Origin of the sequence: Pseudohoeflea suaedae (genome assembly GCF_004354915.1) — a bacterium.
Classification (GTDB): domain Bacteria; phylum Pseudomonadota; class Alphaproteobacteria; order Rhizobiales; family Rhizobiaceae; genus Pseudohoeflea; species Pseudohoeflea suaedae.
On sequence record NZ_SMSI01000003.1, the window covers coordinates 92,501 to 114,366 of the forward strand.

Annotated in this window: 17 protein-coding genes, 1 tRNA gene and 2 rRNA genes (1 of these 20 cut by a window edge); 11 read left to right on the forward strand and 9 right to left on the reverse strand. The window is 62.0% G+C overall.

The features are described 5' to 3' along the window. The 3 genes from E2A64_RS14165 to E2A64_RS14175 all read left to right on the forward strand — a co-directional run. Positions 1 to 1,121, forward strand: a 23S ribosomal RNA gene (locus tag E2A64_RS14165) (it extends 1,676 nt beyond the left edge of the window). Between the two features lie 109 nt (positions 1,122 to 1,230). After that, a 5S ribosomal RNA gene (gene rrf / locus E2A64_RS14170) occupies positions 1,231 to 1,345 on the forward strand. A 151-nt stretch (positions 1,346 to 1,496) separates the two neighbouring features. Continuing rightward, positions 1,497 to 1,573 (forward strand) — tRNA-Met (locus tag E2A64_RS14175). A 666-nt stretch (positions 1,574 to 2,239) separates the two neighbouring features. On the opposite strand, the gene E2A64_RS14180 is transcribed toward E2A64_RS14175, so the two are convergent. Next, positions 2,240 to 3,067, reverse strand: coding sequence for a phosphogluconate dehydrogenase C-terminal domain-containing protein (locus E2A64_RS14180; protein WP_133285164.1), 828 nt, complete (start codon positions 3,065 to 3,067; stop codon positions 2,240 to 2,242). Positions 3,068 to 3,181: 114 nt separating this feature from the next. Here E2A64_RS14180 and E2A64_RS14185 point away from each other — a divergent pair, with 114 nt between their 5' ends. Next, the gene (locus E2A64_RS14185; protein WP_133285165.1) at positions 3,182 to 4,546 is read left to right on the forward strand and encodes a four-carbon acid sugar kinase family protein; all 1,365 of its coding nucleotides are present in this window, start codon (positions 3,182 to 3,184) and stop codon (positions 4,544 to 4,546) included. Between the two features lie 25 nt (positions 4,547 to 4,571). Here the strand turns inward: E2A64_RS14185 and nanR are convergent, their stop codons facing one another. The 7 genes from nanR to E2A64_RS14220 form a co-directional block, all read right to left on the reverse strand. Further along, entirely contained in the window at positions 4,572 to 5,297 is a 726-nt protein-coding gene (gene nanR, locus E2A64_RS14190) for a transcriptional regulator NanR (RefSeq protein WP_133285166.1), read from the reverse strand. A 130-nt stretch (positions 5,298 to 5,427) separates the two neighbouring features. Further along, positions 5,428 to 7,161 (reverse strand): D-apionate lactonase family protein, encoded by a 1,734-nt coding sequence (locus tag E2A64_RS14195; protein ID WP_133285167.1) that lies wholly within the window; start codon positions 7,159 to 7,161, stop codon positions 5,428 to 5,430. Next, positions 7,158 to 8,177 carry a Gfo/Idh/MocA family protein gene (locus E2A64_RS14200; protein WP_133285168.1) on the reverse strand — a complete coding sequence of 340 codons (1,020 nt, stop codon included), beginning with the start codon at positions 8,175 to 8,177 and terminating at the stop codon, positions 7,158 to 7,160. Before E2A64_RS14200 ends, E2A64_RS14195 begins: the two co-directional genes overlap by 4 nt. A gap of 12 nt (positions 8,178 to 8,189) precedes the next feature. Further along, positions 8,190 to 9,251, reverse strand: coding sequence for an ABC transporter permease (locus E2A64_RS14205; protein ID WP_133285169.1), 1,062 nt, complete (start codon positions 9,249 to 9,251; stop codon positions 8,190 to 8,192). Then, complete coding sequence (locus E2A64_RS14210; RefSeq protein ID WP_133285170.1) at positions 9,251 to 10,807, reverse strand: sugar ABC transporter ATP-binding protein; 1,557 nt, start codon at positions 10,805 to 10,807, stop codon at positions 9,251 to 9,253. Before E2A64_RS14210 ends, E2A64_RS14205 begins: the two co-directional genes overlap by 1 nt. Further along, positions 10,804 to 11,484 carry a DUF2291 family protein gene (locus tag E2A64_RS14215; protein WP_244598303.1) on the reverse strand — a complete coding sequence of 227 codons (681 nt, stop codon included), beginning with the start codon at positions 11,482 to 11,484 and terminating at the stop codon, positions 10,804 to 10,806. Before E2A64_RS14215 ends, E2A64_RS14210 begins: the two co-directional genes overlap by 4 nt. Positions 11,485 to 11,504: 20 nt before the next feature. After that, positions 11,505 to 12,440, reverse strand: a complete 936-nt coding sequence (locus tag E2A64_RS14220) for a D-ribose ABC transporter substrate-binding protein (RefSeq protein WP_133285171.1) — start codon at positions 12,438 to 12,440, stop codon at positions 11,505 to 11,507. A gap of 160 nt (positions 12,441 to 12,600) precedes the next feature. Here E2A64_RS14220 and oiaX point away from each other — a divergent pair, with 160 nt between their 5' ends. Continuing rightward, a complete protein-coding gene (gene oiaX, locus E2A64_RS14225; protein WP_133285172.1) occupies positions 12,601 to 13,848 on the forward strand; it encodes a 3-oxo-isoapionate-4-phosphate decarboxylase OiaX in 1,248 nt (415 codons plus the stop codon). A 58-nt stretch (positions 13,849 to 13,906) separates the two neighbouring features. Here the strand turns inward: oiaX and E2A64_RS14230 are convergent, their stop codons facing one another. Continuing rightward, positions 13,907 to 14,911: a LacI family DNA-binding transcriptional regulator gene (locus E2A64_RS14230; protein WP_133285173.1), complete on the reverse strand. Its 1,005-nt coding sequence runs from the start codon at positions 14,909 to 14,911 to the stop codon at positions 13,907 to 13,909. A gap of 215 nt (positions 14,912 to 15,126) precedes the next feature. Between E2A64_RS14230 and E2A64_RS14235 the strand changes: the two genes are divergently transcribed. The 6 genes from E2A64_RS14235 to E2A64_RS14260 all read left to right on the forward strand — a co-directional run bounded on the left by E2A64_RS14235 (position 15,127) and on the right by E2A64_RS14260 (position 21,854). Further along, positions 15,127 to 16,734 (forward strand): extracellular solute-binding protein, encoded by a 1,608-nt coding sequence (locus E2A64_RS14235; protein ID WP_133285174.1) that lies wholly within the window; start codon positions 15,127 to 15,129, stop codon positions 16,732 to 16,734. A gap of 78 nt (positions 16,735 to 16,812) precedes the next feature. Beyond that, complete coding sequence (locus E2A64_RS14240) at positions 16,813 to 17,673, forward strand: carbohydrate ABC transporter permease (protein ID WP_133285175.1); 861 nt, start codon at positions 16,813 to 16,815, stop codon at positions 17,671 to 17,673. Then, positions 17,670 to 18,608 carry a carbohydrate ABC transporter permease gene (locus tag E2A64_RS14245; protein ID WP_133285176.1) on the forward strand — a complete coding sequence of 313 codons (939 nt, stop codon included), beginning with the start codon at positions 17,670 to 17,672 and terminating at the stop codon, positions 18,606 to 18,608. Before E2A64_RS14240 ends, E2A64_RS14245 begins: the two co-directional genes overlap by 4 nt. After that, positions 18,605 to 19,693 (forward strand): ABC transporter ATP-binding protein, encoded by a 1,089-nt coding sequence (locus E2A64_RS14250; RefSeq protein WP_133285177.1) that lies wholly within the window; start codon positions 18,605 to 18,607, stop codon positions 19,691 to 19,693. Before E2A64_RS14245 ends, E2A64_RS14250 begins: the two co-directional genes overlap by 4 nt. Then, entirely contained in the window at positions 19,693 to 20,745 is a 1,053-nt protein-coding gene (locus E2A64_RS14255) for an ABC transporter ATP-binding protein (RefSeq protein ID WP_133285178.1), read from the forward strand. The genes E2A64_RS14250 and E2A64_RS14255 overlap by 1 nt, the downstream gene beginning before the upstream one ends. Before the next feature lie 29 nt (positions 20,746 to 20,774). Next, positions 20,775 to 21,854, forward strand: coding sequence for a Gfo/Idh/MocA family protein (locus E2A64_RS14260; protein WP_428977490.1), 1,080 nt, complete (start codon positions 20,775 to 20,777; stop codon positions 21,852 to 21,854). The last annotated feature ends 12 nt before the right edge of the window (positions 21,855 to 21,866 follow it).

Consider the following 21,866-nt stretch of genomic DNA (forward strand, 5'->3'; position numbering starts at 1 on the left):
AGACCAGGGGGTAGCGACTGTTTATCAAAAACACAGGGCTCTGCGAAGCCGCAAGGCGACGTATAGGGTCTGACGCCTGCCCGGTGCCGGAAGGTTAAGAGGAGATGTGCAAGCATTGAATCGAAGCCCCGGTAAACGGCGGCCGTAACTATAACGGTCCTAAGGTAGCGAAATTCCTTGTCGGGTAAGTTCCGACCTGCACGAATGGCGTAACGACTTCCCCGCTGTCTCCAACGCAGACTCAGTGAAATTGAATTCCCCGTGAAGATGCGGGGTTCCTGCGGTCAGACGGAAAGACCCCGTGCACCTTTACTATAGCTTTACACTGGCATTCGCCAAGGCATGTGTAGGATAGGTGGTAGGCTTTGAAGCGTGGGCGCCAGCTCGCGTGGAGCCATCCTTGAAATACCACCCTTATCTTCGTGGATGTCTAACCGCGGCCCGTCATCCGGGTCCGGGACAGTGTATGGTGGGTAGTTTGACTGGGGCGGTCGCCTCCTAAAGAGTAACGGAGGCGCGCGATGGTAGGCTCAGAACGGTCGGAAATCGTTCGACGAGTGCAATGGCATAAGCCTGCCTGACTGCGAGACTGACAAGTCGAGCAGAGACGAAAGTCGGTCATAGTGATCCGGTGGTCCCGTGTGGAAGGGCCATCGCTCAACGGATAAAAGGTACGCCGGGGATAACAGGCTGATGACCCCCAAGAGTCCATATCGACGGGGTTGTTTGGCACCTCGATGTCGGCTCATCGCATCCTGGGGCTGGAGCAGGTCCCAAGGGTTTGGCTGTTCGCCAATTAAAGCGGTACGTGAGCTGGGTTCAGAACGTCGTGAGACAGTTCGGTCCCTATCTGCCGTGGGTGTAGGAATATTGACAGGATCTGTCCCTAGTACGAGAGGACCGGGATGGACGTATCTCTGGTGGATCTGTTGTCCTGCCAAGGGCATAGCAGAGTAGCTATATACGGAATGGATAACCGCTGAAGGCATCTAAGCGGGAAACCAACCTGAAAACGAGTATTCCCTGAGAGTCGTGGAAGACTACCACGTTGATAGGCTGGGTGTGGAAGCGCGGTGACGTGTGAAGCTTACCAGTACTAATAGCTCGATCGGCTTGAATCGTTCTCATTGCTTGTGCTCATCCAAAGGATGAGGGGCTCATGTTCATCCTCCGCGGATGAAACACGCCAACACAGAAAACCAGCTTCTCATACACGTTGTTTTTTGCCGACCTGGTGGTTATTGCGGGGTGGCTGCACCCGGTCCCATTCCGAACCCGGCCGTGAAACGCCCCAGCGCCAATGGTACTTTGTCTCAAGACACGGGAGAGTAGGTCGCTGCCAGGTCTGCAAAACACAACGTCAAATCTTCTCAAATGCGAGCCCTGCAACACAATCTCCTCAGGGCAAAGCAGAACCGCAGTCCGGCGCGGCACTTCCCGGCATTTGCTCCGCAATTGCCTGCCAGTGCTGCGTCAAAAGCGTCAATCGCTTTTGACGCGGGGTGGAGCAGCCCGGTAGCTCGTCAGGCTCATAACCTGAAGGTCGCAGGTTCAAATCCTGCCCCCGCAACCAAATCCAATAGCTTCTCGATAAAGACAAAGCCCCGCGCGAACTCCGCCGGGGCCTTTTGCGTTCGTGACTCATAACCTGAAATCCTCTCGGCACTTGCTCCGCAAGTCCCTGCCGGATCAACGGGTCGCAGGTTCAAATCCTGCCCCCGCAACCAAATCCAATAGCTTCTCGATAAAGACAAAGCCCCGCGCGAACTCCGCCGGGGCATTTTGCGTCCGTGGCTCATAACCTGAAATCCTCTCGGCACTTGCTCCGCAACTGCCTGCCGGATCAACGGGTCGCAGGTTCAAATCCTGCCCCCGCAACCAAATCCAATAGCTTCTCGATACAGTCAGCCCCGTGCGAACTCCGCCGGGGCTTTCTCACGTTTATGGGGACGGCTGGCAATGGGAGCTCCGGCTTCGACCGGTGCCAATGACCTCGCCCTTATCGCGCAGGGGGGAAGGGCATGACCTGCTCCGCTGCCCTGACCTCGCGATCCCGGCCAAGCATCGTGACACCCTCCTGTCGCCACGAACGTCCTCAGTCGAGGAAAGAAAAGCGCTCCTCGTTCAGATCCCGCACGAGAAAGCAGGAACGCAATTCGACACGGCGCCTGAACGTTTCCGAATTGCGTCGAGACGTCCGTCCTGGCCTTTCCTGTATCGCCAGATCCGAATGCCGCGATCAGGTGATCCGCTGAATGCTGGCGGCGATCTCGTCCGGCTCGAATACCTTTTTCCAGTCGTCGCGCATCAGCGCCGGCTTGCCGAATTCGATCGCCTTGTTGCAGGCGTCGGAGAACTGGCCCTGGACCTCGTCGAAGATCACGGCGCCGAGAATGTTCATGTGTCCGAGCAGGAAGTCGCGGGCACAATCATAGCTCACGCCGCGGGCGACGACTTCGTCCATGGCCTCGCGCATGACCACCAGCAGCGAGGCGCAGACGGTCTCCGAAAGGCCGGGTTCGAGTAGTGCCATCTGCTCGACGGTCACGCGATAGGTGCGGGCCACCGGTGCGTAAATGGCCCTGGCGATCGCGTCGCCGAGCGCATAATGCTCTTCCGGGCCCTGCATCAGAGCGTTGACCACGCCCTGCTGGGCGGCAACGCCACCGAAATGGTCTTTGCGGCCGGCTTCGGTCGCTTCATTGTTGAAGATCGGCGGATGACAGGGGTGCGTCACGAAATAGGTGATGTCGTTGCGCTCGGGCAGGTGGCCTGCAAAGGGCGCGGCCGCATCGAGGATGACAACCATGGTGCCGGGGGCGAGGTCCTTCACGACCCCTGCCGCCACCTTGCCGATCACCGTATCCGGTACCGCAAGGATGACCACTTCGGCGCCGGCGAGCCCGGTCGCAGCATCCACAGCCTCGACCCCCACTTCCGCCTTCAGCCGCGCCTTGCCCGCATCGCTGACTTCGATATGGCGCACCTCGAAATCGGTCTTTGCCAGATTGACCGACAGGCGAACGCCCATTTTGCCGCCAGCCCCGAACAATGCGACTTTCGTCATCTTACACTACCTTCCATGGGTCATGTCTTGTTTATCTGGTATGATCAGATAATATGTAACTGATAATGTCAATCAACGTTTGATCCATTTTTGCAAACAGGAGCGCATCAGGGCATGGCAGGCAGCGGGAGGCCCAGACTGGCCTGGTACGGGGATGACTTCACCGGTTCGGCCGCCGTCATGGAGGTGCTGGCCTTTGCGGGACTGAAGGCGGTGCTGTTCTCCGATGTGCCGAGCCCGGCACTGGCCCGCCGCTTCGCGGACGCGGATGCACTCGGAATCGCCTCGACCGCCCGCAGCCATGGACCGGAGTGGATGACGGCCAATCTGCCGGCGCCGCTCGCCTGGCTCGATGCGACCGGGGCGGAGATTCTGCATTACAAGATCTGCTCCACCTTCGATTCCTCGCCAAGCGCGGGCAATATCGGCCGCGCCATCGAGATCGCACTCGAAACCCGCGCCTCCGAGGCCGTTCCGCTGGTAACGGCGGCCCCGCAGATGCGCCGCTACCAGTCCTTCGGCCATCTCTATGCCGGGATCTTCGAAGGGGTGTTCCGGCTCGATCGCCATCCGGTGATGGCACGCCATCCGGTCACGCCGATGGATGAGGCGGACCTTCTGCGCCATCTGGCCCGCCAGACGGACCTTCCCTCCGCGCTGATCGATCTCGAGGCATTGTGGTCCGGTTCGGCGACAGCCATGCTCGACCAGGCGATTGCCGCCGGGGCGAAGATCATCTCGCTCGACGACATGGAGGCTGCCAGCGAACTGGCGGTCGGCCGGCTGATCTGGGAGAACCGCGATCGCCTGAGGCTTGCCGTCGGTTCGCAGGGGCTGGAATATGCGCTCGTACGGCACTGGCAGGAAACCGGCGAGATTGCGGTGGCGCCGCCTGCCAAGAGTGCAGGGGCCGTCAAGCAGATCGCCGCGATCTCCGGCTCGGTTTCGCCGAGTACCGCCCGGCAGATCGCTTGGTCGGCGGCCAATGGATTTGAAATCATCGGTTTCGACGCGGCAAGCGTGGTGGGAGACGCTTCGATGCTCGAAGCGGAGATCGCCCGCGCCTCCCGAGCGGCGCTGGAAGCGATTTCGACAGGCGCGAGCATTCTGGTGACGTCTGCCGAAGGTCCCGACGATCCGCGCGTTGCCGGCTTCAAGACCGCACTTTCCGCGTCCTCGCTCGATTTCGAAGCCGCCAATGCCCGGATCGGCAAGGCGCTCGGCCGTGTTCTCGACCAGGTGCTGCGGCAATCGGGCCTCCGCCGCGCCGTCATCTCCGGCGGCGATACGTCCGGCCATGGCATGCGCGCGCTCGGCATCGAGGCGCTTGAGGCTCTGGCGCCGACAATTCCCGGCGCAGCGCTCTCTTCCTGCCACAGCGAGGGCCCGCATGATGGCCTTCAGATCGCGCTCAAGGGAGGGCAGATGGGCTCGGAAGATTTTTTCGGCTGGATCCGTGACGGCGGCGGACCGCGATAGCGGCCCTTGTGAGAAGGGCGAAAGCCTAGGCCAAACCGTTCTTCATCTGAAAGACGTCGCGGGTGCGCTCCAGGTGAGCGCGCATTTCCTCGATGGCGCCGGCGACATCATGATCGGAGATGTGCTCGACGATCTTCTCGTGTTCCGCCAGCGTCAGCTCTTCGCCGCCGGAGCGGTGCAGCAGGCTGACATGATATTCGAACAGCCAGCCGAGCATGGCGTCGGAGACTGAAACGATGATGGGGTTGTCGGTGAGCGAAGCGATCTTGCGGTGAAACTTCATGTCCGTGCCGATAAAGGCGGTCGCATCGCCGAGCTGGCTGCGCTGCAGCGCCACGAGGTCGCGGAGTTCGGCGATATCGGCCTCGCTCGCCTTTTCGGCCGCGACCCGCACCATGCCGAGCTCGAACATCTGGCGGGCATGTTTGAGGTGGTCGAGATTGGCGGGCGCGGCGCTCAGCACCAGCCGGGCAAGCTCGTCCGACTGGGTCAGGATCGTCGCCGGGTTGATTTCCTTCACCCGCGAGCGCTCGCCGTGATTGATGGTGATCAGGCCGCTGTTGTGCAGCGATTGCAGCGCCTCGCGTACCGCGGGCCGGCCCACGCCGAAACGCTCCATCAGGCTTCGCTCCGACGGCATGTAGTCTCCGGGCCTCAGCTCGCCGCTGCGGATCATGTCATGCATCCGTTCCAGAACCTGGTCGGATAGCTTGCGGCGCACGATCTTCTCGCCTGCCTGTGCCCTGTTCATCGCGCGATGCTCTCCGGTTTTGTCGATGTAGTCGTTCAAAAGATAATGCTTTCGCCGCAATTAGTTGAGTCCCGGCACACCCACATTCGCCCTTATACCCAGAACTGCGGCCTCCTCCGCCGAAGCGGCTTCAGCGCCAGCCGAAAGGCGGCAGGCCGTCGAGTGTCCGGTCGGTGAGGTTGGCCGCGAATTCGTGGCCGTCCCAAATTGCCAGCCGTGCCAGGCCGCCCTCGATCCGCGTGGAGAGGACGTCCTGTCCCGCGCAACCGGCAAGCGCCTTCAGGACCCGGGCAAGCGGGGAGGGGGTACCGTCGTCACAGAAAATCCCGCGCGGACCATAGAGCGCGGACGGTGTCCAGACCGCCACGTCGTATGGCGCCAGGGCAGTGGCCAGCCCCAGGGCATAGGCCGCGGCGAAGGCCGCGAAATGGCGCGGATCGTAATCGGCCATGCACACCCGGCTGCCCGCGGGATTGGGGATGGTGCGCGCGCCGTAGGGATTTTGCCGCATGGCGATCGTCGCCGGGCCGATGCGATAGGAACGATCGCCGATGATCGCCCGTGCCGAACGGGCGATATGGGGGACCGTCTCCAGCGTTTCCAGCACCGAGATATCGTCTGCCGCATGGACGATCGGGCAGAGCCCGTGGGTGACGAAGTCGAGGTGTTCGAGCGGAGGTCGCTTGCGGTTCAATTCCGGAAAGAAACTCGCCATGCCGCCGCCGCGCGCGACATCGGGAAAGGCTTCGGCCGCCGCCGCATGGATTTCGTCCAGCGGCGGGCAGGGCGGCCATTCCGAGCCCGGCGGGGTCGACTGCCGATCGACCGAGGGACAGACGAACACGGAAGCCGGCGCGAATCCGGATTCCGCCATCGCGGCCGCATGCGCCGCCAGTTCCTCCGCAGGACGCCGGTCGCCATCGAACCGGCAGATCAGCTCGAGATCATAGGCCGGCTGCGGCAGCACCGCCTGAAGTGCGGCGAAGGCGGCGATCTGCGGGCCCGCGGCGGCGATCGACGCATCGACATGGCAGAGCAGGCGTTGCGGGCTGACGATGTCGAAGTCCTCGCGATTTGCGGCCAGCCGCAAAGCATCTTCGGGCGTCAGCAACAGCGCCGTTTCGGGAAACCGGGCCGCCTTCAGCCCCTTTGAGATGGCCGGCGCCGCGGCGGTGGCATCGGCCTCCCAGGTGATCTCGACCGATTGCGACAGGGTTTCGCCATCGGCGATCTCATAGGGCCATGGCAGCGCCAGCGGACGGTTATAGGTCTTGAAAGACGCATCGCCCCACTGGCGTTGGTCCTCCATCTCGAAGATGTCGCCGCTAAATGCGGTCCGCACCACGAAACCGTTGGCGCGGTGTTCCAGCGACGCGATATCCATGAACGGCTGCCACGGCTCGATCAGGTCCGGAAAGGCTCCGTCCTCGACGCCTCCCGCGGAATGGGTCAGACGTGCCGGCGCGCCGGCGACGCCCTCGATCGGGTGCAATACGGTAAAGCCCGCCCGGTTGGTTTCGAAATTGCCGACAGCGCGACCTTCGGCCTCGACCCTCAGGCGGTCGGCGGCAAGAATGATGCTGACCGTGACATCGAGCCGGGCGCCGCTCGAGCGAAACGCCATCGGGATGTCGAGCCGCAGCGCACCATTCTCGTTGCGACTGATCGCGCCGACATCCGGCACGATCGTGCCCCAGTCGCGATCGCGCGCCAGAAAGGCGACCGAGCGGATGATTTCCGTTCCGCCAACGGCGAGATGGCGGAGCGCGCCATCCTGCAAGGTCACCGTCACGTCGCCCTGTCGCAGCCGCTCGAGGGGGGCGGGCTTCAGGCTGGTACCGTAGAGGGAAACGGGATCGCTCACACCTCCTCCAGTCTGACGGTGCGGCCATCGGCGGCCGAAAGATAGGCGGCCTCGACCAGGGCGAGGGTGTTGAGATTGTCGGCGCCGGAGGTTTCGGGAACGCGCCCCTCCCTCAGGCAATCGATGAAGTGCTGCTCGATGATGGCGACGCTTTCCTGGATGTTGTGCCAGGGCCGTTCCGCCCAGGAAAGCACCGGCGGGGCAACGTCGCGGGTCTCGTTTTCACCGGCGGCCTGGATCGTCAGCCGGTAATCGGCATCGAGCCGCAGCGTGCCCCCGGTGCCGTCGATTTCCAGCAGTGTCTGCGGAAACGTCTCCGGTTCGCGTCTGGTGGCATAGGAGCAGTCGACCACGCTGGTGGCACCGCCGCGATGAACCAACAGCATGGTCGCGACGTCCTCACCCTTGATCTTCGGGTTGACCCGTTTGGTGCTGGCGGTAATCGTGGAGACCTCGCCGAACAGGGCCCGGGCGATATCGAGGATATGGATACCGAGATCCTCGATGATGAAGCGCTTGCCCTCGGCCAGATAGGGCTGGCCGGCATACACGTCGTAACCGGAGCGGAACGAGACGCGGCCGAAGAACGGCATGCCGATCACGCCCTGACGCAGCGCATCGATGGCTGCGCGCACCGCCGATTGCCAGCGGAAATTCTCATGAACCATCAGCACTTTGCCGGCGGCATCGGCGGCTTCCACCATGGCGCGGGCATCCGCCATGTTCTCCGCAAACGGTTTCTGGCAGATGATGTGGACACCAGCCCTGGCGGCCGCCTCGACCAGGGGGCGGTGCGAGGGCGCGGTGGTGGCGATATCGACGAAATCGAAACCGCCGTCGGCGAACATTTCGTTCGCATCGGTGTACCGGCGTGCAATGCCGAACTGATCGCCTGCTTCGCCGAGCCGGCCTTCGTCCCGGTCGCAGATCGCGACGATCTCGACCCCGTCGATATCGCGCCATGCGTGGAGCTGATTGCGGGCGAAGAAGCCGCAGCCGATGAGAGCGCCTTTCATGATGTCCTCTTCCTACTTGCCGACAGCGGCCTGCGCCTGCAGCGCGACCCGTGCCTGAACCCGCTGCTGGGCCTGATCGATGACCACGGCGGCGATGATGACGACGCCCTTGATGACGGTCTGCCAGAAGGCTGAAACGCCCATCATCACCAGCCCGTCGGAGAGTACGCCGATGACGAAGGCGCCGATGATGGTGCCGCCGATCTTGCCGCGCCCGCCGGACATCGAGGTTCCGCCGAGAACCGCAGCGGCGATGGCGTTCAGCTCGAACGTATCGCCGGTCGCCGGATGGGCCGCAACGAGCTGGGAGGAAATGATGATGCCGACCAGCGCAGCGCACAAGCCGGAAAACATGTAGACGAAATATTTGACATAGGTGACCTTCACGCCCGAAAGCCCGGCCGCGCGTTCATTTCCGCCCACCGCATAGATGAACCGGCCGAGCGGCGTGCGCTTGGCGATATAGGCTGCGAGAAGCCCGACGACGATGAGCATCCAGATCGAGACCGGTATGCCGAGAAACGCGCCGGACCCGATGAAGCGATAGCTCGCCGAGCCGTATTCGGCGCTGCCGGTGAGGTTCGGAAAGGTTTCGCCGCCGCTCGAGAGCATCGCCGCGCCGCGCGCGATATAGAGCGTGCCGAGCGTGGCGATGAAGGGGGCGACATTGAGCTTCGTTATCAAGAAGCCGTTCAGCGCGCCGATCGCGATGCCGACCAATACCACGATCAGGCAGATTTCCAGCGTGTTGAACTGCACCGTCCAGCCGATGCCGAGATCAATCCCGTTCAAGAGCAGATAGCCGGCGACCATGCCGCAGAGGCCGACGATCGAACCGACGGAGAGATCGATGCCGCCCGAAATAATGACGAAGGTCATGCCGATCGCCAGGAAGGCGTTGAGCGCCACATGTTTCGACATGATCACGAAGTTCGCGGTCGACAGGAAGTTCGGAGCGAAGATCGCGAAGAAGACGAACACAAGGATGAGCGCAATGAAGGTTCTGGCCTTCATCAGCGTCAGCAATGCGTTGCTCGGGGCCGCCGCGGCGCCGTTTGAGGTGATGTCGGTCATTATGCGGTCTTCCTGTGCAACTGTGCGGGTGGCGAATCCGGGTTGTGTCCGGCGGCCGAGGCCTGGACGAGCTTGGTGTCGGTCGCCTCGTCGCGATTGAATGATCCCGTGATCCGGCCGTTCGACATCACGATGATCCGGTCGGACAGGCTGAGCACTTCTTCCAGATCCGATGTGACGAAAACGATGCCGAGACCCTTGGCGGCGAGCTGGCGCATGACGCGAAACACTTCCGCCTTGGCGCCGATATCGATGCCGCGCGAGGGCTCGTCCATCAGCAGCACCTTGGGTTCCGTCATCAGCGCCTTGGAGATCACCACCTTCTGCTGGTTGCCGCCGGAAAGAGACGAGACCGGATTTTCCGGGGAGGCGATCTTGATCATCATACGCTTGACGAATTCTGCCACCCGGCTCCTTTCGGCCTTGAGGTTCATGTGAAAGCCGCTTGTGACTGCACCAAGCGAACTCAGCGTCATGTTCTCGCGGATCGACAGGATCTGCACCAGGCCGTCATGCTTGCGGTCTTCGGGAATCAGCGCCAGCCCGTGAGCGATGCGATCGGAAACGCGCGGCCTGCCCATCTTCTTGCCAACGACCCAGACATCGCCGTCGGCCAGATGATGGCGGCCGATGATGGTTTCCAGGAGTTCGGTGCGGCCTGCGCCCATCAGCCCGTAAATGCCCAGGATCTCGCCTTGGCGCAGGCTGAAGGAGACGCCGTCGACCACGAAGCCGCCGCCCGAATCCGGCAATCTCATGCCTTCGACCCTGAGGGCTTCTTCACCATAGGGATGTTCGATTTCCTTGGCGAAATCCTTCGAGCTCTCGCCAATCATGCTCCGCACGATCCACGGCACGTCGACGCCATCCATGGAGCGGGCGCCGGTGATCGCGCCGTCGCGCAGGACGGTTATGTAGTCGCCGATGCGGATCAGCTCGTCCATGCGGTGGGAGATATAGACCAGGCCAACGCCCTCTGCCTTCAGCTCGGCGATCACCTTGAAGAGAATCTCGACCTCGGTCGCCGAAAGCGCCGAGGTGGGTTCGTCAAGGATAAGAATCTTCGCCTTGCGCGCCAGGCTCTTGGCGATTTCCACGATCTGCTGCTGGCCGACCTTGAGGTCGCCGACCAGCGTATCGGGATCGATACTGTGTTCGAGCCGCTTCATCAGCTTGCGGGTTTCCGCCCGCTGCTGCTCGGCATCGATGTCGAAGCCGAAGCGGGTCTTTTCATGCGCCATGAAGATGTTTTCGGCGACGGTCAGGTTGGGAAAGAGGTTGAGCTCCTGGAATATCATGCCGATACCGTGGCGCTCGGCATCATCGGTCGAGGTGAACCGAACCTCCTCACCATCCATCTCGATACGGCCTTGAGTGAGCTGCTCGACGCCGGCGATCACCTTCATCATCGTCGACTTGCCGGCGCCATTTTCGCCGACCAGCACATTGACGGCGCCCATGCGCAGTTCGAAATCGGCCGCTTTCAGCGCCACCGTGCCCGGATAGACCTTGGTGCCGCCGATGATTTTCAATCCGACCGGATGCTGATCGGTCATGGCTTGACCTCGATGGCGGTGGGGACGATCTCAGGCTGCTCATCAACGCTGCGCAGGGTGAAGACACCAGTGAAGGCAACCGTCTTGCCCACGACATCACCCTCGGGAACATCGAGTTCGGCGTGTGCCTTTTCATTCATGGCGCGGGCGAGCTTGGCAAACTCGATCTGATCGCGAAAATCGGTGAAGACGATAAAGGGCATAGCATCGCGCAGCGCCGTCCCGCGGATGATCGGGCCGATCTGAAGCGTGACGTCGGGCTTGCCGTCGCCATTCATGTCGACCTGCATCTTGGCCGCGCGGCTGTCGAGCTTCGCCTCGGTCACCTGGCCTTCGCCGCTGACCACGAAGTTCCAGGGATTGGCTTCGCCTTCGGGCCTTAGACCGTATTCATCGCCTGCAGATTCGACGCTGGCGGCGAGTGCCTGCCGCAGCTTTGCATAGTCAACGGTGTGTTCCGCGATGACGGGCAGGACCTTTTCCGACCAGTTCTCATCGGCATAGGCTGCCATGCGGGCCTCGTCGGTCCGAGCCTCGGCAGTCTCGGCGGCTGGCTTGTCCGTGGGCACCAGCTTGCAGCCGCCGAGTGGCAGCAACAGCGCAAGCAGCGCCGCCGACAGTTTCATCGCGTGCATATCACACCTATGGAAGATTTCGGTGATGGTCGGGTCCGGCAAACATGCCGGACCCGCCTCGATCAGTTCGAAAGGGCGAAAGTTTCGAGCTTTTCGGCATTTTCGGCAGTGATCAGGACGCAGTCCATCAGCTGCTTTTCAGGCTGGCCGGTTGAACCGGTCTTGATGTACTGGTCGGCCTGCTCGACGGCGAACTGTGCCTGGCGGTAGGCCGGCTGCAGCACGGTCGCCTTGATGCCGTCCTTCATGATGGAATCGCGCACGTCATTGGAGCCGTCGAAGCCGACGACAATGACGTCGGTGCGGCCGGCTGCCTCGAGCGCCGCCCATGCGCCCATGGCCATGGTGTCGTTGCCGGAGATCACGCCCTTGATGTTCGGATTGGCCTGGAGGATGGTTTCCATCTTCTCATAGGCCTCGGTCTGCGACCAGTTGGCGGACTGCTGGGCCACCATTTCGAGGTCCGGATACTGGTCGATAATGTCGTGATAGCCGGAGGAGCGGATGCCGGCATTGGTATCGGCTTCGCGGCCGAGCAGTTCGACATAGGGGCCCGCCTCGCCCATCAGCTTGACGAATTCTTCGGCACCCAGCTGCGCGCCCTGATAGTTGTTGGATACAATCTGGCTGACGGCGATGCCGCTTTCCTTGATCTCGCGGTCGATCAGGAAGGAGGGGATGCCGGCATCCTTGGCGCGCTGCACCGGTGCGACGGTCGCATCGGCGCCGGCATTGTCGAGAATGATGGCGGCCGCGCCGCGGGCGATCGCGGTGTCGAACATTTCCGACTGCTTGTTCGGATCGTCGTCATGGACGAGAACCAGCGTCTCGTAGCCCAGCTCCTTGGCGCGCGCCTCTGCGCCCACGGCTTCGGCCTTGAAGAACGGGTTGTCGTGGCTCGGCGTAATAATCGCGATCAGGCCTTCAGCATGTGCATAGGTGGGAAGGGCAGACGACAAGGCGAAAGCCGCCAAAAGCAGACGTCTTTTGATATTCATAAGTTTTCTCCTCCAACAAACCATCCCCATTGGATGGCTCTCTCCCTGGATAGGATGAAGCCTGTGGTATGATAAATCATTTGTCAACAGGTATGATGAGTATTACAGCTGAGAGCCGTTGGAGGCCGGTCTGCCTGTTCTGTCCGACGTGGAGGATTGCATGAAAGACGACTTTATCCGGGTCACCTATCGCATCGAGTGCGCCGGCAGCATCGAGGCGATGGCGGCCAAGATCGCCTCCGATCAATCGACCGGCACATTCACCGAATTGCCGGGCGAGACCGATGCGGTGCGCAAGCGTTGCGCGGCCCGCGTCGAGGGGATCGCGTCGCTTGACGATGCCGACACCCCCGGCTTTCCGGATCGGGACGGCGCTGGCCCCTATCATCGCGGCGACGTGACGATTGCCTATCCGTTGGAGGCAATCGGGACCGATGTCGCCGCATTGATGACGATCGCAATCGGCGGTGTTTTTGCCGCGCGCGGGCTCTCCGGCATTCGCGTGATGGATATTGACCTGCCCGAGGCATGGTCCTGTCATCCCGGCCCGCAATTCGGCATTGCCGGATCGCGCCGGATGATGGGGGTGGAGAGGGGGCCGATGATCGCCTCTATCATCAAGCCTTCGCTCGGTCTGACCCCGGAGGAGACGGCGGAGGTCGTCAGGGTGCTCTGCGAGGCCGGTGTCGATTTCATCAAGGACGACGAGAAGATGATGAACCCGACCTATGCGCCGCTGAAGGCGCGGGTCGACGCGATCATGCCGGTTATCAGGGACCACGCCGAGCGGACTGGCAAGCAGGTGATGTATGCCTTCGGCATCTCGTCAGCCGATCCCGACACGATGATGGAAAACCACGACTACGTGGTCCGCAATGGCGGCAATGCGGCGGTGATCAATATCAACTCGATCGGCTACGGCGGCATGTCGTTCCTGCGCAAGCGCTCCGCGCTTTGTCTGCATGCCCACCGCAACGGCTGGGACATCCTGACACGCCATCCGGCGCTCGGCATGGAATTTCGGGCTTATCAGAAGATCTGGCGTCTGCTTGGCGTCGACCAGTTCCAGATCAATGGCATCCGCGCCAAGTACTGGGAGCCGGACGAAAGCTTCGTTCAGTCCTTCCATGACGTGATGACGCCGATCTTTTCTCCGGATGACCGGCCGCTGCCCGTCGTCTGTTCGGGGCAATGGGGCGGGCAGGCGGTCGAGACCTATAATCGCACCGGCCGCACGCTCGATCTGATGTATCTCGGCGGCGGCGGCATTCACGGCCATCCGGGCGGACCGACCGCCGGCGTGCGCGCCATCCGCCAGGCCTGGGAAGCCGCAGCCTCGGGGCAATCGTTGGAAACCCATGCCGCCACCCATCCGGAGCTCGCCGCCTCGCTCGAAAAATGGGGCTGAACCTACAGTGCCCTGCGGCGGCCTTGCCGAGAGCAGGCATCTTCCTGGTGGGAGGGAATTAGAAAATCGGAATGTTTTCGCGGAAAATCACCTGAAGGCGGGGCAGGTATTCCGGCTCCTTCGATCCTCGGACGGCGGAGACGAGAAGCTTGACGACCTCGCGGGCTTCCACGCGCGGGTTCTGGTCGATGACGGCATCCATCGTCCGGTCGAGAAGCATCATGCGTGTGGCGTCGGTCAGGTCGTGGCCGATGAAGACGATATCGCGTCCGCCGTCTGCCTCCCGCAGGGCCCGGCCTATGCCTTGGTTGCCGGAGCCGATATTATAGATGCCGCGCAGCGATTTTGAGGACAGGAGGTGCCTGGCCGCTTCGTAGGCGCGCTCCCGGTCTTCGCTGATCGGAATGATGTCGACGATATTCAGTGTCGGGAAGTCCTGAGCCAGGATCGAGCGATACCCCATCTCGCGTTCTTCGTGGCCGCGATAGGCCGACGAACCGATGAAGATTGCCGTGCCGTGAGTTTCTCCTCGCCCGAGAAACCGGCCCATGAGCAGTCCCGCCAGCCGGCCCGCCGCGCGATTGTCTATGCCCACATAGCCGAGCTTGTTGACCGACGAGATATCGGAAACCAGCGTCGCAATCCTGATTCCGGTGGCAGCCAGTGAATTGATGGCTTCTCGCACAATCGGATGATCGAGCGCGACAAGGGCCACGGCATCCGTCTTGCCTTCGAGTTCGCGGAGTTTCTGGGCCAGGTTTTCGGGGTCGAAGGCTTCGATCAGGTGAAGGCTCGCATTGATGCCTCCATAGGATGCGGCCTCGTCGAAGAGGTATTTGCGCAGCATCAACATGAAGGTGTTGTTACCGGCGGGCAGGATGAACTCGATCCGGATGTCATTGCCGCTATGGGCAACCGGTCCGAAATAGCCGAGCCGCGTCGCCACATCCATGACGATGGTCCGCGTTCGCTCGCGTACGCCGTCGCGACCGTTCAACACACGGTCCACTGTTGCCGGAGAGACCCCTGCTTCCTTCGCGATATGGGAGACGGTCGTACGCATGGTGAGCCCGCTGATTGTTGTCGCTTAATGATGGCTTATAGTGCATCAAAAACAATCATTATCTGAATAATTGCCAATTTCACGCGTATTGCAGCGCAAAATCGGCCTGAATGATGAATAATGATGTAAAATGATGCATTATTCTGATTGCAGGCCTAGTGTAAAATATCAATCCTCCTTCTCGGGCGATGAGGACGCCTTACTGGGAGGATATCATGAACATCAAATCCGCAATTTCGCGGCGTCGGCTTCTGTCGACCGCTGCCAGTGCAGGACTCGTCACCGCGCTCGGCGCGCCGCTTTATCTTCGTCTCGGCCGTGCGCGTGCCGCCGAGGGACTCGCTGAGGGGATGGTCGGTGGCCCGACCGGATTTGACGGTGCCGAGCGCTATCAGTATGGACCCGATACGCCGGAAGCACGTGCCGTCGAGGCCATCAAGGAACTCAAGGGTGCCGGCAAGGCGCCGGATCGCATCGTGCTCGGCCTTTCCGACGGTTCGATCGGCCAGCTGACACAGCCCTTCCCGGAAGGCGCACCTTCGATCAAGGAACTCTGGGAGGCTGAAACCGGTATCACACTTGATATCGTCGGCGTGCCGAACGGCCAGGAATTCACCAAGGTCATGCAGGACGTCTCCACCAAAGGCGGCGCCTTCGACATCTATGCGGTCGAATGGAACCGCCTGGGCGATCTCGCGGAAACCGGCGGTATCGTCAATCTGGACGAGTACGTCGCCGCCCACAAGCCCGAATGGGACGATCCCGAACGCGGCTATGTCGGTGGCAAGCAGGGCGTTTCGCTGCTCAACAACTATCGTGGCTCGACCTACGGGGTCTCGCTCGACGGCGACTTCCAGATCTGGAACCATCGCACCGACCTGTTCAACGATCCGGCGGAGCAGAAAACGTTTGCCGACAAATACGGCTACGAACTGGCGCCGCCGACAACATTCAAGCAGCACGACGAGATCGCGGCCTTCTTCCATCGTCCGGATCAGGGGCTGTTCGGCTCCACCGATCTGCGCAACCAGGGCTGGGGATATACCAACTGGTACCAGCGCTTCGTCTCGATGGCGTCGCCCAACCAGTTCCTGTTCGACGACGAGGGCAAGCCGCTGATCAACTCGGAAGCGGGCATCAACGCGACGCAGGAATATATCGATTCGCTCGCCCACCATTCACCCGATGCCATCTCCTGGGGCTGGCCTGAGCAGTACGGCAATTTCGCCTCCGGCGGTGCGGCGATGACCTGCGCTTTCTCGAACCTGCCGAAGTTCCTCGACAATTCGGCCAACGAGGGTAGCAAAGTGACGGGCAAGGTTGGCTCGCACCTTCCGCCCGGCCGCGAAATCGATGGCAAGCTCGTCCGCCGCACCGTTCTGTGGCTCAACCTTTCAGCCTCCGTGTCGTCGCAGAGCGACTATCCGGAAGCGAGCTACCTGCTGCTGCAGTGGCTGGGGTCGAGCCGAATCTATTCCTGGATGACGGCGAACCCGGGCGGCTATTTTGACCCGTTCCAATTGTCCAACTTCGCCGATCCGCTCGTGCGTCAGACCTATCACGACTACCACATGGACGTGGTCCGCGAGAGCGTCGCCCGCACTGTGCCGACGATTAACTATCCGGGCGCGACAGCCTTCCACAACGCACTCGACGAGAACCTTGTCGCCGCGTTGACCGGCAGCAAGTCGGCGGCCGATGCGATGGCGGACACCGAGCGGCAATGGGCGCGTGTTGCCCGCCGCGTAGGCGAGGACAAGCTGGTCGAGGCGATCAAGGCCAACAAGGCGGCCTGGCCGACCGTCACCGATCCCATCGGCTGACGGGACAACTCCCAATCGCCCGGATGCGGGGTGCGTGTTCGACGCCCCGCATCCCTTTTCCAGAGACCCGGACGTATCATGAACCGCTCACTGTCATTCGAGATCTTTCGCTATGCGGCGATCCTGACCATTGTGGCGTTGTCGCTTGTCCCGACCCTATGGATGGCGTCGATGGCCTTCAAGCCGATTGCCGAGTGGTCCGCCACCGGCGCTGACCTTACCTGGTGGCCGAAAAGCCCGACACTCGACAATTTCCGCTTCCTTTTCGGGGAAAGCAGCTCCGACCTGATCGTGGCGCTCGACCGCACCGCCGCCCGGCCCATTCTGGCCTCGCTTCTTTCCGCCGTCTTCGGCACGCTGATCGCGATGGTCGCCGGCACCTCGGCGGCCTACGGCCTGTCGCGCTTCGGCTCGGGTGGTAACCTTCCGCTGGCGCTGATCCAGCTCCGCATCTTCCCGCCTATGGCGGTAATGATTCCGGTGATGATCATGTGGGCGTTTCTCGACCTCATCGACACCTGGTACGGTCTCGCGCTCGTCTACGGCATCGTCACCATGCCGTTTGCCTTCTGGCTGATGAAGACGTTCTTCGACGACATGCCGCGCGAGATCGAAGATGCGGCACTTGTCGAGGGCTGCTCGCGTCTGCGGGTGTTCTGGAAGATCACACTGCCGATGATGCGCCCGGCGCTCGCCAGCTCCGCCCTCTTCGTCTTCATCCTCAACTGGTCGGACTATCTGATCGGCCTGCTCCTGACGACGCGCGACTGGGTCACCATTCCCGTCTACATGGCCTCGCTGTCGTCCTCGATGACCGGCCAGCTCTACGGCGCCAAGGCCGCGCTGGGCCTGATTGCCGCCATTCCGCCCGTCGTTCTCGGCATCGCCATCCAGAAACATCTGGTGCGCGGCCTGACCTTCGGAGCGCTCAAGCAATGACCATGGCCGCTCTCGATACCAATACGCCCGTGATGGAACACGAGGATACGCGCGACAGCCGCAGACTCGGCATCTGGCTCACGCTTCCGGCCCAGATCCTGGTCCTGTTCATCGCCGTCTTCCCGATTCTCATGCAGGTCTATATCAGCCTGACCGACTGGTCGCCCCTCGACGGCATCGGCTGGTGGCAGGCGCATGAACTCTGGAACAGCTTCGCCAACTACAGCGACCTTATGGCCGATGACCGTTTCTGGTCAGCGCTGGGCCGCACCGTTCTTGTGATGGCGATCTGTGTGCCGGTGGAATTCCTGCTCGGACTGGGTCTGGCAATTCTCTTCGTCGACGATTTTCCGGGCCGCCGGTTCCTCTATTCGGTGCTGCTCATCCCGATGATGGTGGTGCCCGCGGTTGCCGGATACATGTTCTTCATGCTGTTCCAGTCAGGCGGACCGGTGAACGACATCCTGTCGTTCTTCTACGGTGCGCCCGTCACCATCGCCTGGCTTGCCGACCCCGATCTCGCTTTCTTCGCAGTCATCGTTTCCGACATCTGGCAATGGACGCCTTTGATGTTCCTCATCCTGCTCGCCGGCATGGTCGGCGTTCCCGAGGACCAGCTCCGTGCGGCCACCCTTCTGGGCGCCTCCTGGGCCACCCGGTTCCGCACGATCGTCCTGCCGCGCATGAAGACCATTATCATCATCGCGCTGGCGATTCGGGTCATCGAGAACTTCAAAGTGTTCGATAATTTCTACATCATGACCGGCGGCGGCCCTGGTGTCGCGACCGAGACGATCTCGATTTACATCTACAAAGTCACCCAGCAGGAGCTGATCTGGGGCTATGTCGCGGCTGTCGCGCTGGTCATTCTGATCGCGCTCTCCGTGGTGTCCGCCATCGCAATCAAGCGTATGTCGCGAGGGGTGAGCCAGTGACTTCGATCCATCTCGCAAATCTGGGCAAGACCTTCGGTTCGTTCACGGCGCTCAGGAACATGAACCTCGAAATCGCTGACGGAGAGTTCGTCGCGCTCCTCGGCCCCTCGGGCTGCGGCAAGTCGACGACGATGAACATGATTTCGGGCATGATCGAGCCCTCGGAAGGCGAAATCCTCTTCGGCGAGCGAGACATGCGCGGCGTGCCAATGAGCCGCCGGGGCGTTGGCTTCGTTTTCCAGAACTACGCGATCTTCACTCACATGACCGTTTACGAGAACCTCGCCTATGGTCTTTGTGCGACCGGCGTGGGGAAGGCTGAGCGAGAGCGGCGGGTCAACGACATGGCCGAGTTCCTGCATCTGACCGCGCTCCTGAAAAAGCCGGCCGCCGGCCTCTCGGTCAACATTCTCCAGCGTCTGGCGATCGGCCGTTCGGCCATCATGGAACCGGCGATCTTCCTGCTGGACGAACCGCTGTCGAACGTCGATGCGGCCTTCCGCGCGGTCATGCGCACCGAACTCAAGCATCTCCAGCGCGAGTTCCGCCAGACCATGGTTTACGTCACCCACGACCAGCTCGAGGCGATGACCATGGCAGACCGGATCGCGGTGATGGATCACGGAAAGCTCCTGCAGGTCGGAACGCCGATCGACGTCTACAACAACCCGTCGAACGTCTTTGTCGCCGGCTTCCTTGGCTCGCCAGGCATGAACCTGATCAAGGGACGCAGCGTCGCTTCCGGTGAGGCCATGTGCATCGATCTCGGAGAAGCCGGCCTTTCGGCGCCGCTTCCCGGCGCGCTGTTCCGGGGGCTACCGGAAGGCAAGGCCGTGGTCTACGGCTTCCGTCCCGAGCATTGCGAACTCACCGATGACGACGGTTTGCGCCTGCCCGTCAATTTCGTCGAGCGGATCGGCGCGCGCACCATTCTTCACATGGGTCAGGGTGGTCACTCGATTAAAGGCGTATTCGACAATCGCGTGCCGGTACGACAGGGCGATATCGTCACGCTGGCAATCGATCCGTCCAATATCAGGCTGTTCGATGCGGACACCGGCGCCGCCATCGTGGAGACGCACTGATGGCTTCAATCGCATTCAGGAACGTTACCAAGCGTTTTGGCGATACGATCGCTGTCAACGATGTCAGCTTCGAGATCGCCGACAACGAATTCTTCTGCCTCTTCGGTCCGCCGCTCTCGGGCAAAACCACGATCCTCAAGCTGATCCTCGGGCTGGAAAGGCCGGATGAAGGGGAGGTCCTGATCGACGGAGAGCCGGTGAACCATGTTTCGCCGGCGCGCCGTAACGTGGCGATGGTATTCCAGAATCTCGCTCTCTTCCCGCACATGACGGCGGAGGAGAACGTCCGCTTCCCGCTCGTCGAACGCAAGATAAGCCCGGACGAGATCGCTCCTCGCGTCGCCGACGTGGTCGAGAAGCTCCATATCGGTCACATCCTGCACAAGTCGCCGGCGCAACTCTCCGGCGGCGAGCGCCAGCGTGTCGCCATTGCCCGTGCACTGGTGCGCGATCCCGTCGCCTATCTGATGGACGATCCGATCTCGGCGCTCGATGCGCGGCTGCGCGAAGAAACCCGCGTCGAGCTCAAGCGCATCCAGCACGAACTCGGCCGCACGCTCGTTTACGTCACGCACGATCAGGAAGAGGCGATGTCGGTCGCCGATCGGATCGCGGTCCTGGAGAATGGCGTGATCCGCCAGATCGGCGCGCCGTCGGACATCTATGACAATCCCCGGTCGGCCTATGTAGCCGGCATGCTCGGTGCGCCGGCGATGAACCTGATCACGCTCGATCCGGGTCGGCTGAGCGCGCTCGACGGCGCGCTGTCGCTCCATGCGATGACGGTGCCCGATGGCGCGTCCCAGATCGGCATCCGGCCCGAGGATCTCGCCGTCGACCATGACGTAGATGGCGTCCGCAAGCCGGTGCAGGTCTACGAAGTCGAGCCGCTCGGCGGCGTGACCGTGGTCACGCTTCAGGCGGGCGAAACCTCGTTGCGCGCCATGGTTCGCGGCCAGCCGAAAATCGAACCGTCGAGCCAGGTCGCGCTCGCCGTGGCGAACGGTCAGGCTTGCTTCTTCGACAGCGAAGGGCAGGCGGTAACGGCATGAGAAGAATGGAGATTGGGAGGATGGACACAATGACGTTTGAACCGGACCCGCAAGTCCGCTGTCGGGATTACTCGATTGGCTGCATCGGCGCGGGCATGATCATGGCGGAATGCCATCTGGCCGCTTATGCCGAAGCAGGATTCCAGGTCGCCGCGATCGCATCGCGCACCAGGGCCAATGCTCAGAAAGTGGCCGATCGCTGGAAGATCAGCACCGTGCACGACACGCCAGAGGATCTGATCGCCGATCCATCGGTGGAGATCGTCGACATCGCCTATCCGCCGGATCTCCAGCCGGACCTTATCCGCAAGGCGCTGGCCGCGCCCAACGTCAAGGCGATCCTGGCTCAAAAGCCGCTGGCGCTCTCGCTCGACGAGGCCAAGAAGCTGCGCGACGAGGCCGCCGCGGCCGGCAAGATCCTCTCGGTCAACCAGAACATGCGCTACGACCAGTCGATGCGTGTACTCAAGCAGATCATCGATGCGGGCGAACTCGGCGAGATCGTATTCGCGCAGATCGACATGCACGCGATCCCGCACTGGCAAGGTTTCCTCGAAGGTTACGACCGGCTGACGCTGTCGAACATGAGCGTCCACCATCTCGATGCGCTGCGCTTCCTGTTCGGCGACCCGGACGAAGTGACCTCGCTCACGCGTCCCGATCCGCGCACCAAGTTCGAACACTCGGACGGTATCGTCGTCTCCACGCTGCGCTTCCCTTCCGGTGTGGTTGCCGTTTCACTCGAGGACGTCTGGTCCGGTCCGCGCGCAGAGGGTTACGAGGACGACCAGCATATCGGCTGGCGCGTCGAAGGCACGGAAGGCGTGGCCAAGGGCACGATCGGCTGGCCGACCGGTGCGCCGTCGTCGCTCTCCTACGCCTCGCCGAAGATGACCGACGGCAGGTGGGTCACCCCCGAATGGGAGACCATGTGGTTCCCGCACGCATTCATCGGCGTGATGGAGCAGCTCCAGCATGCCGTCAAATCCGGAGAGGCACCCGCCCTCTCCGTCGCCGACAACGTCAGGACCATGGCGCTTGTCGAGGCGGCCTACCGCTCGATCGACGAGAAGCGGACGGTCGCACTTTCCGAAATCAAGATCGACTGAACTCAAGGGAGG